10 protein-coding genes and 1 tRNA gene are annotated in these 12,592 nt (G+C 64.0%); 4 read left to right on the forward strand and 7 right to left on the reverse strand.

All coding sequences use genetic code 11. The features are described 5' to 3' along the window. Positions 1-365: 365 nt before the first annotated feature. From ACAM49_RS34045 to ACAM49_RS34055, 3 genes are all read right to left on the reverse strand, one after another. A tRNA-Gln gene (locus ACAM49_RS34045) sits at positions 366-436 on the reverse strand. Between the two features lie 23 nt (positions 437-459). Then, on the reverse strand, positions 460-1,266 hold the full coding sequence (locus ACAM49_RS34050; protein ID WP_369639656.1) for a class I SAM-dependent methyltransferase: 807 nt from the start codon (positions 1,264-1,266) through the stop codon (positions 460-462). Continuing rightward, complete coding sequence (locus ACAM49_RS34055; RefSeq protein WP_369639657.1) at positions 1,266-2,438, reverse strand: helix-turn-helix domain-containing protein; 1,173 nt, start codon at positions 2,436-2,438, stop codon at positions 1,266-1,268. Before ACAM49_RS34055 ends, ACAM49_RS34050 begins: the two co-directional genes overlap by 1 nt. 385 nt (positions 2,439-2,823) lie before the next feature. Between ACAM49_RS34055 and ACAM49_RS34060 the strand changes: the two genes are divergently transcribed. Both ACAM49_RS34060 and ACAM49_RS34065 read left to right on the forward strand, forming a co-directional pair. Next, positions 2,824-3,168: a hypothetical protein gene (locus tag ACAM49_RS34060; RefSeq protein ID WP_369639658.1), complete on the forward strand. Its 345-nt coding sequence runs from the start codon at positions 2,824-2,826 to the stop codon at positions 3,166-3,168. Continuing rightward, positions 3,165-3,611 (forward strand): hypothetical protein, encoded by a 447-nt coding sequence (locus ACAM49_RS34065; protein WP_369639659.1) that lies wholly within the window; start codon positions 3,165-3,167, stop codon positions 3,609-3,611. The genes ACAM49_RS34060 and ACAM49_RS34065 overlap by 4 nt, the downstream gene beginning before the upstream one ends. A gap of 890 nt (positions 3,612-4,501) precedes the next feature. Here ACAM49_RS34065 and ACAM49_RS34070 read toward each other — a convergent pair. After that, the gene (locus ACAM49_RS34070) at positions 4,502-5,296 is read right to left on the reverse strand and encodes a GNAT family N-acetyltransferase (protein ID WP_369639660.1); all 795 of its coding nucleotides are present in this window, start codon (positions 5,294-5,296) and stop codon (positions 4,502-4,504) included. 33 nt (positions 5,297-5,329) lie between these two features. On the opposite strand from ACAM49_RS34070, the gene ACAM49_RS34075 reads away from it, so the two are divergent. Both ACAM49_RS34075 and ACAM49_RS34080 read left to right on the forward strand, forming a co-directional pair. Further along, entirely contained in the window at positions 5,330-7,078 is a 1,749-nt protein-coding gene (locus ACAM49_RS34075) for an amidohydrolase family protein (protein WP_369639661.1), read from the forward strand. A gap of 90 nt (positions 7,079-7,168) precedes the next feature. Then, positions 7,169-8,428: a helix-turn-helix domain-containing protein gene (locus tag ACAM49_RS34080; RefSeq protein WP_369639662.1), complete on the forward strand. Its 1,260-nt coding sequence runs from the start codon at positions 7,169-7,171 to the stop codon at positions 8,426-8,428. Between the two features lie 48 nt (positions 8,429-8,476). Here ACAM49_RS34080 and ACAM49_RS34085 read toward each other — a convergent pair whose 3' ends face one another. The 3 genes from ACAM49_RS34085 to ACAM49_RS34095 all read right to left on the reverse strand — a co-directional run bounded on the left by ACAM49_RS34085 (position 8,477) and on the right by ACAM49_RS34095 (position 12,488). Continuing rightward, a complete protein-coding gene (locus tag ACAM49_RS34085; RefSeq protein ID WP_369639663.1) occupies positions 8,477-10,096 on the reverse strand; it encodes an acyl-CoA carboxylase subunit beta in 1,620 nt (539 codons plus the stop codon). Positions 10,097-10,358: 262 nt separating this feature from the next. After that, entirely contained in the window at positions 10,359-11,177 is an 819-nt protein-coding gene (locus ACAM49_RS34090; protein WP_369639664.1) for an IclR family transcriptional regulator, read from the reverse strand. Positions 11,178-11,879: 702 nt separating this feature from the next. Beyond that, complete coding sequence (locus tag ACAM49_RS34095) at positions 11,880-12,488, reverse strand: integrase core domain-containing protein (RefSeq protein ID WP_369639665.1); 609 nt, start codon at positions 12,486-12,488, stop codon at positions 11,880-11,882. Between the last annotated feature and the right edge of the window lie 104 nt (positions 12,489-12,592).

Genomic DNA, 12,592 nt, shown 5'->3' on the forward strand with positions numbered 1-12,592 from the left:
ATTTATCAGGCGTGTCCCGGAGATCCAGATGTCCGCCCATCCGGAGAAATCATGTCCGCCAGCCCGGACTCACATGTCCGCCCACCCGGATTATTCAGCGTCCGCTGGCAGCCCGCTCATCTCAGGACGAAACCATTTGGAAGAACAGGTTGGCGGCCTCGGACTCGAACGGTCTTCGGCGCTGACGTACACCGTCTCGCTGCCACGTGGAAACGACGGTGGCGCAGGGACGACAAGAGCGAGACGCCGAGCAAGGCGGAGGAATAACCCTGACGCCGTCTGTAGCCCAAGAAGACTCCAACCCCACGTCCGAAGACAGCTGATTTTGAGTGAGGTGCGGCTGCCATTACGCCATTGGGCCAACGCTGGGATGCGAGGATTCAAACCTCGACTGGCACAGTCAGAGTGCGCTGGCCTACCATTTGCCGACATCCCAATGTTCTGCTGGGACAAGAGGATCTAATCGGCTATTGGGCGGGTGGCGATCAGCGCCTCGATGGCGTGGGGTTCGGTCACCACTCCGGCGGGGTAGCGGTTGAGCAGTGCTGAGCGGAGCTCGGCGGCGAACGCCGCGCAACGCTCGTCGGAACCGAATTGGGCTGGGCTGGAATAGGAGTAGGAGAATTGCAGGCCGACGATCTCGTCGACCTCGCGCTCGATGTTCCATTGCCAGCCGAGCGTTTCGACGTCGCCGAACGGCGAACGGGCCAGTACGTCAGAGTGGGATTCCTCGGTGCGCTGATAGGCGCCGGAACCGGCGCGACGTTGCGCACCGAGGTACTCGGTGCGCAGGGACGCGACCAAGTCGTCCCACGGCGCAGTGGCGGCAGCGTCGTGCAGTTCTCCGGTTACCACCACCACCGCGCCATTCGGCCTGACCATTGTGTCGAGGTCCGACAGCAATGCGGCACGGTCGGTCCAATGAAACGACTTGCCCATGATGACCGCGTCCAGCACTGGAAGATTCAGCGCGCTCAGTTTGTGGGAGTCGCCGCGCAACCATTCGACGTTTCCGATTTCGCCCGCGGTGCGCTTGCCCTCGGCGAGCATGCCCGGGTCTGGGTCGACCGCGTAGACCGTGGCGACGGCAGGGGCCAGCGGTATCGCGATCTGTCCGGTACCGCAGCCGAGGTCGAGGACTTGTTGAGTTCCGTTCAGGTCCAACCGCTTCCGAAGTTCGGCGAAGAACTGCGGCGGGTATCCGGGCCGGTATCGGGCATAGTAGGGCGCGGCACCATGGAACAATTCGCCAGGCTTGTACTGCATCAGTCTGCAACTCCTGCTGAGTCCGCAAGCGATCGGAGAGCGTCGCTCGTGCGATGTTGCTGATCGGCGACCGCTCGCACTGCCGCTTTCACGGTCGGGTTGGATCGGAAATGCTCGGGCGCGACCGCGCGCGACTCCAACAGGGCTTCGATGGCTGCGTCGGGGTTCCCAGCCAGCAAATGCGCCCGCGCGGTATCGAGCCAGAAATAGGTTTGCCGCTCGGCGCCGACCGCCGACTTGGTGGTGGGTAGACGTGTGTCCTTGGCGATTTCGACCGCGCGGCCCGCGTCGCCGAGATCCACCTCGGCGCCGACTCGGTAAAACCGCACGTTGGTTGCGCCAGCCACCGTGTCGTAAACGACACCTTCGGGGAACTGCTCGGCGAGTCTCGCCGCTTCGGCGAAGTGCATTCGAGAGGTATCGGCGTCCGTGACCGTCGCCGCGATGGCTCCCGCTTTCATGTGCAGTGTGCTGTATACCGCCATGGCAATCGGATCGGACCCGATCATCGGCTCGATATCGGCCATGGACCGGGTCAGCAACCGCATGGCCTGCCGGGTCGCGCCGATCCGTGCAAGCGTCGAGGCTTTCACGAAATGGGCGCTGGCCAGGCGAAGCGGGTCGCCGGATTTCGTTGCCGCCCACTCCATCCGCTCGGTCGCCGTCATCGAAAGGTCGTTGTAGCCGAGCTTGTGCGACAACGAGTTCGCCGCCCTGTAGGTATCGGTGAGCATCGCGTACGCAGGCTCACCTTCTTCGCGGGCGGTGACGAGCAGCCGGTCGACCAGGTCGGGGAGCACCTCGGCGACCTTGCGGTACTGGGCACCTCGCCGCCACTTCGCAACCTGGGTCACCAGCGGGCGCAGCTGGTCCAGCGGCTCGGGCTCGAGATCGTCGTCCATGAGATCGACCGCTGCCAATGTCCGGCGGATGATCGGCAGGATATCGAGGGTTTGCTCGTGTTCTTCCTCGCTGTACAGGCGGGATGGGTCGATCCGCAAGGCCTGCGCGATCAGCCCGACCATTGCCGCGCTGGGTGTCGCGTGACCGGATTCGACCTTGCTGATCATGCTGTAGCTGGCGCCGGTCCGGGCAACGAGCTGATGTTGCGAGAGTCCGCGCATCTTCCGGTACTTGGCGATACGAGCGCCTACCGAATCGCTCTCCTTCACCAGTCCAACGTAGCACCTTCATTTTGAAGAAAATTTGAAGATTCGATGAAGATCCGCAGCTTAACGTCAAGAACAGCCCCGATGCCGGGAGGGACCAGTCGACCGCTCCGTATCGATCGCACTGCAACCGCAAGGTCGGCGGACCGAGAATCCCCCGGCACCAGGGGCACCTTCAGAGACTCGCTGCGGACCCGAAGAGGTGCCTGGACATGGAAGCCATCATTGCCATTCTGCTCGCTGCGGCGACGCTGGCGGCAGCTGTATCGACAAGCGTCATTGGCGCTCGGACCGGCCAGCATCGCGGCGGACCGACGGTCGCGGACATTCACGCTCGCCTCCAAGCCGAACACGCGCACCCTTATGTGACAGCCGGGAGGTGGTGAGCATGCTCGGCTCACCAACGGCGATCGCATATCTGCGTTCGGATATCTCGGGGGCGCGTCAGTCCTGGGACGAGACCAATAACCGGTCCACAGCCAAGCGGCTCGGTTACGACCTCGCCAAAACCGTTGTGTTTACCCAACATACGGACGATCCGATCCAACGGCTGATCAACGTTGCACGTCGCCTCGGTGCCGATGCTGTGGTCGTGCCCAGCCTCGCGCACTTCGGCGGGCAGATCCCCGCGCAGTTGGTCGCAGTCGCGGACGTAATCACGGTCGAACCGCACCAGACATACGCTCGGTGGGTCATTCCGCCGGACGCGCCGGCTGAAATGAGGTCTCGATGACCCTCGCGGTCGTGCCGGTCGAGATCACGATGCCCGTCGAGCGCGCCCGCCGCGATGTGGGCGCGCAAAGGTTCCTCGGGTTGCGTCGGTTCGCCGAGGTATCCGGAGTTCCGTACGCCAAGTTGCAGAAGTGGCGGATTCGCGGTCCGGTGTGGGTGCCGCCGCCGGTAGTGGTCATCGGCAGGTGGGCAGGCTGGGCGTTACCGACGATCCAGGCATGGACCCCCGATTATTCGGTAGGCACACCGGTTCCGCCGCAACTGCGGTGGCCACATCCGACGATTCAGGCCGCGGACACGATCACGATGTGCCGCCTCCACAACGTGGCTACGGCCGGGCTGTGGCTGCGGATCAGCCGCCAGGAAATCGCACGCCCTGACATCTGGGTGGACGATCGACCCGGCTGGATCAGCCACGACCATGACAAGCGGGGTGCCCAATGAAAGGTGTAGCTACCGACGGTTGCAAGCTTTCCCTTGGGCGGCTGCTCAGCGCAGCCGACGTCGTTGCGCGCGAGGGGGACGGCGGTCCCACCGGTACCGAGCACCCGCTGTTGTCGATGCTTCACGATCCAAGCATGATTCCGACTGCTGACTTCCGGGCGATGCAATGGGATCCAGCGGACCTTTTAGTCGGGGCTCTGCTCACTGAACAGGACACGGATCACGGTGGTTAGGAACAGTTTCTGTCGTGTGCGGGTGTCGGTCGGGGCGCTGCGGCGGCCGTCGGCGCGTGTGCGGAGCTCCAGATCGAACGGGTTGAGTCGTACCCCGGGCACGCCGAGCTGCAGGTAAGTGCCGGAGACGGGTTCGACCAGGCGCCGGTACTCGTCTTGGCGAGGATCTGCGAGGCCCCCTGCGTTAGCGCATCGAAACCGACGACCCCGTCCGTCTAATTGCGCGACCCGCTGCCTGGTCGGGACAGTTGACCAGGTTTCCGTTTCCAGTGCCCACCACGGTGTCGACCGTGCCAAATCTTCCGCGGCCAACAATATCTCCAGCCGGGTAAAAGTATCTCACCCAACGGGATTCGCTGCTAAATCACCGAATCTGGTTGGCCTCGTGGATCGTTCACGCGTTGGACAGGTGGATAGCGACCGCAGCGGTGACACAAATACACATCCCACAGCGGCCCAATCGACTGCGGAGAGCTCCCGGAACGGTCGCCTAGCATGGATTCGGGCAGATTGCGGTCGCGGGAATCCGGCCTCAGGGACCGGATTCAGGGGGTGGAATATCGGTGTGCGTAAGCCTGACCAGATGGTCATGGCTCGACCTCGATGGGGTGTCTCATTCGAAAGGATCCTGGACGGGGCCTTCTAGGGCGGCTCCGATCAGCTGGGACCCGAGCGGGGAGGTACGTCGTGACGATGGGGGTCCCGCCGGAGGGTATCGGCGACGAGCCGGTAGACGGTGAGATTGTCAGCGGATGTGCGGCACGAGACGATCTGGAATCCACTCGTGATCAAGTCCTTCAAGGTGACGCAGATCTGAGCTTGGAGTCCGGGAGAGCATTCGCCAGTGGGCATGGCCAGCAGCACGGTGTCGGTCTCGGTGTCGATTGTTGGAACGCCAGGACACACCCCGGCTGGTGGTTGGGGCCAGTCCTGACGGGAGGCGGTCAGGTTCCAGTGGGCGATGACGCGGTCGGTGCGGTGGCCGCGGTCGCGTCCCGTGGTCTCGGTGCCGTACAGGTTGGGAATGTATTGGCAGCCGCGAGCACCGAGGACATCGAGATAGAAGTGGGCGTTGTCGACTCGCAGCGGGTCGTAGGCCCAGTGGATTGTGTGCAGTCCGTGGTCCAAGCACACCTCGCGCAGGCGGTACATGAGCAGGCGGCCGATGCCGGTGTTACGTCGATCGGCTCGGACCACGATCAACTCCAGGTAGTGATACGGCGCGGATTCGTCGGCGAGGTTCTTGCCGAGGAAGCCATAGCAGAAGCCGACCAGTTCGCCACCGGAGTAGGCGCCGAGCGCGATACCTCCGTTTTGGGCCAGCGCCGCGAGCAACCGCGGACTCGGTGCGGGGTCTGTTGGCCGCAGTGCGAAGACATCCCGGTACAGCGCGATAGGGTCCGACAAACCCTGGAACCCGGTCAGCTCGCTTACGACGACGACATCGGTCACCATAGCCACCCCGTGAAGGTCTCAGCTTCAACCGTGAGTGCGCCACTGGAATCGGCGATAGTTCACCATTTGGTTACCAAGCGGCAAATCAAGTTATCGACGCAAATCGACCTGCTGGTCCGAGGCGGCACGGTGTTCGATGGCACCGGGCGGCCAGGCTATCGCGCTGACATTGCCGTCGTTGCCGGGCGGATCTGGGAGGTCGGTACGCTGTCCGGGGCCCATGCGCGAGCCGAGGTCGATGCGGCGGGGCGCTATGTCGTGCCCGGTTTCATCGACACTCACATGCACGGTGACGCGCTCATCGGGGACCCCGCACTGCAATTGGCGGTGCTGCGGCAAGGGGTGACCACCGTCGTGCTCGGTCAGGATGGATTGTCGTTTGCGCCGACGACATCGGCAGCGCTGTTGTGGGTGTCGCGGTACTTCTGCGCAGTCAATGGCACCCAGGCGAGACAACCCGAGCGATTCCTCGGATATGAGGCCGGACCAGAATTCGCCGAACCGGCAGGGAGAAGACACATCTCGGCACTCTCGCTCGAAGTGGTGCACACAAGGCCTACAAGGTCGTGCGATCCGGCACAGACACCACCACCTGGGCTCACTGTCGCCGAACTCCTGTCCGGATACCACCGTACGACCGCGGTGAACACCGTATATCTCGTGCCGCACGGCACAGTCAGATACAGCGTGATGGGTGGCTCGCCGAAGCCGCCCGACACCGAGCAGCTGGCGGCGATGGTCCGCCTGGTCGAGGAGGGGATCGAACAGGGTGCTGCAGGCCTGTCCTCAGGCCTCGGATACCTGCCGGGGCGGTTCGCGACAGCGGACGAACTGGCCGCGGTGTGTCGACCGGCCGCGCGGCGCGGTCTACCGTATGTGACGCACATGCGCGGCTACGGCGAGACGGCCGCACTGGGCATGACCGAGGCGGGCGCCATCGGCCGACAGGCGGGAGTACCGGTACATATCTCGCACTATCACGGCCCAGGTGCTCGGCTGATAAACCTGGTCGACGCCGCATTGGCCGTCGGGGTCGACCTCACCTACGACACCTACCCGTACCTGCGAGGATGCAGCATCCTGGCCGGCATGCTGCCCGACTGGCTCGCCAATGCCGACCTCGACCACACGCTCGACCTGCTACGCGAGCGTGCAGTGCGTCAACGGCTGGCCTCGGAGACCTGCCCATCACTGTGGGGTCGGCTCACCCTCGCTCATGTGCCCGGCAGACAGTACGGATGGGCGGTGGGAATGCGGCTGGTCGAGGCAGCACGCCTGGCCGGTGTCGGGCCGGCCGATTTCTATGCGGAGGTGCTCGTCGATACTGCGCTGTGCGCCGGGGTGGTGTTCGATTTCCCTGACACCGAGGACTCGCTGCGCGAACTGCTCAGGCACAGTGCGCACATGGGCGGATCGGACGGCATTTATGTCGGCGGGCGCCCACATCCGCGCGGTTACGGCACCTTTGCCCGGCTGCTGCGCCGTTATGTGCGGGAACTGTCCGACTGGACCTGGGAGCAAGCTGTCGAACATCTGGCAGCCCGCCCGGCCCGGCGATTCCGGCTCCGCGACCGCGGGACGATCGCCCGCGGCCAGGCCGCCGATCTGGCCGTCATCGATCCCGCGACCGTCTGCGATCACGCCACCTACGCACATCCTCGCCTTCTTGCCACAGGTATCGATGACGTAATCGTCGCGGGCGTACCGGTTTTGGCGAATGGGCGACTCACTGGCCAACTGCCCGGTACTACGTTACGTCCTTATCAAAAAACGCTGTAGGGCAGAGTCTTTCGGTTAGACTATCGGACTCGGACAGATCAAGTCTGCTGTTCGGTGACACCTGATCGAGCCACTGCGGGAAGGTTCACAGTGACGGGCCGAGTTCTCACCGTAGGCGAACGAATCGAGTTGCGCCGCCGCCGATTAGGGCTATCCCGGCGCGTCGTCGCCCAGCTGGCGGGCCGCAGCGAGGAGTGGCTACGCAAGATCGAGTCCGGCGGTAGTCGCCTCGACAGCATCCAAATCACTTACCGCCTAGCCGAAGTCCTCCATTTCGAGGATCCGATGGAGCTGATCGGATGGCCGGTCTCCAGCCGGTCGGTCGCACGCGGGATGGATCTCGAGCTCACCGCGCTCAACCGGGCCATCATGGACCATCCCTCCACGCGCGCGTTCGCCACCGACACCGAACAACCATTGCCCACACTGGATTCGGTACGCACCTCCCTCGAGCAGTGCCGGACCACCTGGTTTTGTTCGTCCCATCGCTACACCGAGCTCGCCGCCCGGCTGCCCGCCGTGCTCGTCGCGGCACGCTCGATTCGCGCAGCCGCACATACGACGCCGGGTGGGCTGGTAACCGAAGCCGGCGGCGCTCTGGTCGATGCCTATCACCTTGCCCGACTCCTGCTGACCCGCGTGGGCGATTACCATCTGGCCTGGCTCGTATCCGACCGGCCGATCGGCATCCTGACCCAACCCGAGCAGCCGACCAGCATCGCCACGAGTTCCTGGCATGTCGCCAGCGCCCTGCTGTCGCTGGGCTACCACGCCGAAAGCCGTGACTACGCACTCGCCGCAGCGCGGCGCCTCGCCGCAGCCGCGCTGCCGGAACAGGTCGAAGGCCCCGTGCACGGCGCCCTGCTACTGGTCGCTGCCGAAGGTGCCGCCGGTGTCGGCGACCTCACCCGATCCGAGGCCTTCATGACCGAAGCCAGCCAAATCGCCGAGAAACTGGATCCCATCCGGCCCGCCGGGGCTCCTGACTCTGACACGCCCGACCACACAGTCAGCTTCGGACCGGCCGAAGTGGTCATCACTGGAATGAATATCGCGTTGCGGTTGGGGCGCGTCGACGACGCCATTAGAATTTCCGCGGGCGTGGACCTACCCGAGGGCGCTTCGGCCGACCTGGTGGTCCGGTACTACCTGACCACGGCCTACGCATACGGTCAGCGTGGCGAAGACTTCGCCGCCGTCTTCGCACTCCAGCAAGCTGAACACGCCTGCCCCGAAGACATCCGCTACGACTGGATGGCACACCGCACACTGCAGAAACTCTCCCGCCATGACCATCACCTCATCAGGCGAGATCTCACCAAACTGCTCACCGTGGCCGGACTCGCGTAACCCTCTGGTACACAGGGTCGTTCGGAATCGACCCGCCATTGACCGCAATCATGCCGGCGGGTTCCCGTGTTTGCGCTGCGGTACGCAGGCGCGCTTGTTCGCGAGAGCCCGCAATGCACGAATCAGGACGGGACGGGTGTCGGCGGGGTCGATCAGGTCATCGACGAGTCCGCGTTCGACGGCGTAGTAAGGATGCATGAGTTCATCCTGGTAGCGCTTTACACAGGCTTCCCGTTCGCGATCGGGATCGGACGCGCTCGCGATTTGCTTGCGGAAGATGATGTTCGAAGCCGCTTCGGCCCCCATGACCGCGATCTCATTGGACGGCCACGCATAGGACAGATCGGCACCGATAGAGAGCGAGTCCAGGACGATATAGGCACCGCCATAAGCCTTTCGGGTTATCACCTGGATACGGGGCACGGTTGCGTCCGCGTAGGCATAGAGCAAACGCGCGCCGTGGCGGATGATGCCACCGTGTTCCTGGACGGTGCCGGGTAGAAACCCCGGCACGTCCAGCAGCGTGACCAACGGGATGTTGAAAGCGTCGCAGTGTTGGACGAATCGCGCGACTTTGTCGCAGGCAGCGATGTCTAGAACACCGGCAAGCACCCGGGGCTGGTTGGCGACAACACCGATGGTGCTGCCACCCAGCCTGGCCAGAGCACACAGGATGTTGGGTGCCCAATTCTCGTGCAACTCCATGTATTCGGCGTCGTCGACGATCGCGGCGATCACCTGCCGCATATCGAAGGGCAACCGCGGGTCCTGCGGTACGAGTTCGGTCAGTGCCGGCTCCCGACGGTTCATGGAATCGGTGCACTCGTACACCGGTGGCTGCTCGGTGTGGTTGGCCGGTAGCAGCGATAGTAGGTAGCGAACGTCCGCCAGGCAGGCGTCCTCGTCCTCGTAGCAGAAATCGGCGACCCCGGAGATGCGGGCGTGCACATCGGCGCCGCCGAGTTCGTCGTGGGTGACGTGCTCACCCGTCACGACCTCCACTACGTCGGGGCCGGTCACGAACATCTGGGAGGTGCCGGCAACCATGAACACGAAATCGGTCAACGCGGGCGCGTAGGCGGCCCCACCGGCACACGGCCCGAGCATCACACTGATTTGCGGTACCACCCCGGAGGCGGCCACTGTCCGCCGGAAGATCTGCCCGTAACCGGCCAGTGCGACGATCCCTTCGTGTATGCGCGCTCCGGCACCGTCGTTCAGTGACACGATCGGCGCCCCCGCGGCCACCGCCATCTCGATCGTCTTACAGATCTTCGCCGCATGTGTCTCGCCCAGCGATCCTCCGAGGACCCGGAAGTCCTGGGCGTATACGTACACCAACCGTCCCTCCACCGTCCCCCACCCGCATACCGCCCCGTCGCCGTATGGTCGGCGATCGTCCAAGCCGAATGCGGTCGACCGGTGCCGGCGCAAACCTTGAATCTCGGTGAACGACCCTGCATCCAGCAGCAATTCGATACGTTCGAATGCGGTCAGCTTGCCCTTCGCATGCTGCCACGCCGTCGCATGCTCGTCACTGCCCTGCCGCACCGATTCGACAAGACGCCGCAAGGCGGCAACCTGCTCCCGCAACGGCACCGAGATTGCCGTATGGGTATGCGAAACCTCTTGGTCACCATCATGATTCGACAATTGTGTAGTCGACATCGGGATACTCCAACCATTGTCGACCGGCGGCGCCGACCGATCAGGCTCCGCGCGGCCTCCTGCAGCTAATACCGCCCGTGGCAGTGCGGCTACCGACAATTGAACCGTGTTCGGTAGACGACCGCGCCAAACGTCAGCAACCTCAACCTGTTACGCCTGATCGGATGCGATCTCAACTGGGATTCGCACACCAACTGTTGTTGGAATCCAAGCGACTCACGGTGGCCCCGTCAGCCCTTGGCCCGAGGTCGGCGAAAACACCTCACCACTGGCTCAAAGCGGCAGTCGGGTGCGGGTGCATGGCGGCCCGCATCGCTCGCGATAGTGACAAGGCGGTGCGGCGCAAGCGCTTTTCCACGGTCTCGTCATCCAGGTGCGTGTCGCGCCCGGCAACGGCGAGAGCCGCTATCGGCGCGCGGGTGCGGCCGAGTACCGGCACAGCCATACACCCCAGTTCGGGTGTCAATTCTCCTCTGCTGTAGGCAATTCCGGCCTGACGTATCCCATCGAGTTGGCGGCTGAGATCGGACAGGGTCGTGATGGTGGCACCCGTCATCGCGTCCAGCGGCCAGCAGACGGGCGTGGGCCGATAAGCGATCAGTAGCTTGCCGGCCGCCGTGCAGTGTGCAGGCGCCCTGTCAGTCCAATCCGACGGGCTGGCTATGCGATTGTGGCCGTATACGCGGTCCAGATGCACGATCTCTGCGCCGCGCAGAACAGTGAGGCAGACGGTGAGATCGGTGGCGTTGTGGAGGTCGATCAAATGCGGGAGGTAGATCGGGCGGGGCAGTTGACGCCGAGGCGAGATCAGCCCGAGCAGTCGTGGGCCCAGGCGGTAGCGGTTGTCTTCGCGAATGACGAGGTGGTGCTCGTGCAGCGTGCCCAACAGCCGGAAGGTAGTCGTCTTCGCCAGCCCGCTGCGGCGGCCGAGCTCCGAAAGAGTGAGTGGATCCTCGGCCTCCGCCACCGTGAACAGCAGTCGAACCGCCCGGTCAATTGCTCGCGAAGTACTCGAGCCCGGCGACTCGCCGTCGTCGGGAAGGATAGCTGAGGGTCCCGTCCTGGTGATCCCGTTGGACATCCTGGCATCCCCTCGGAGTCGATATGAGTCGTGCTCGACCACGCCCTGGGCGCCCTGGCGCCGCGTACGCGGTAGAAGCAACGGTAAGGGTGCCGATCACCCGTTCCACCACATCGGTTGGGAGCCTTACGGGATTGTCGCCGACTCCATTGCAGTTCGCCGGATACGTCCCCGGAACTACGAGCCGGATTGGATCCCCACCGGATTAGGTCCCGGATATCCAAATTCGTTGCGGACGATCGGTTGCCAGGACAACGGCAGTCGGCCACAGCACACGGTTAGGCCGACAGTTCCACGACAGTTGTAGGGTGCCAAGGGCGCCAGGACAATGCGCCGACCAAGAATGGGGGTGATAGCGATGGCCCCGACCGTCGCGCAGGGCTCGCACGATTTGCGCCGCTTACGCGTACACAGAATGACCCATCGCCTTTACGAAGCGCCGGCCGTGTTGCAGCACTGTCAGATTGGATGCAGACGTGGTGGGCGGCCGACTTTCAGTCCTAATGCTGCAAACCGCATCCACCCGTGGCTGGCTCTTGCCATTCCGCGTGCCCATCACACCGAGTGGTGGTGCGGTGCTTTCCTGTAACTACCCGCGTATCTCCGGATACTATCGGGGTAAACCTTGGACGGGACCCGACTGACCGGTCCCCGATGACGGGACCACCCGGTCTTTGAGTCCGGGTTGTATTCGATCCAGTTTCAGTTGATGTCACAGGCCACGGGATGGTGGAGGTGGCCGCAGCGGGCAGCGTACTCGGCCGGAGTGAGATACCCCAGCGCCGAATGCCGATGCCGATGGTTGTGCTCGGTCTTGAAGTCGCCGATCACGACCCGAGCTTCGAGCAGGCTGGTCCAGTGGTTGCGGTTGAGGCACTCGGCCCGCAACCGCCGATTGAACGATTCGATGAATCCGTTGTTCCACGGCGTTCCCGGTGGGATGTAGACGATCCCTACCCGTTCCGCGCAAAACTGTTGCAGGGCATGGGAAATCATTTCCGGCCCGTTGTCCATCCGCAGTACCTTCGGTGGGCCGCCGCGGGCGGCGAATACCTTCTCCAGTTCGGCGACGAGTTTCTCGGCGGTGATCGACCGCTCGACCAGGTGCAGCAGCGATTCGCGGGTGTGCTCGTCGATCATCGACGCGATCTTCACCGCTCGTCCGTCGACGGTGGAGTCGAACTGGAAATCCAACGCCCACACCACCTTCGGCGCATCGGCGTCGACCGGCGGCGCCGACGAGCATCCGGCTCGCTTGCGTGGGGAATGGGCGCGGACCTGCAGGCCCTCCTCACGCCAAAGCCGTGTCAACGGTCATCGGGAACTCCGGGCGGGTGGACTTGACGGGTCCGGCTGGGCGGACGGCAGATCTCCGGGCCGATGGACATCGGTTCTCCGGGTGATTCAGTCAGGTC

This window comes from Nocardia sp. JMUB6875, from assembly GCF_041154655.1.
In the GTDB taxonomy this organism is placed as follows: domain Bacteria; phylum Actinomycetota; class Actinomycetes; order Mycobacteriales; family Mycobacteriaceae; genus Nocardia.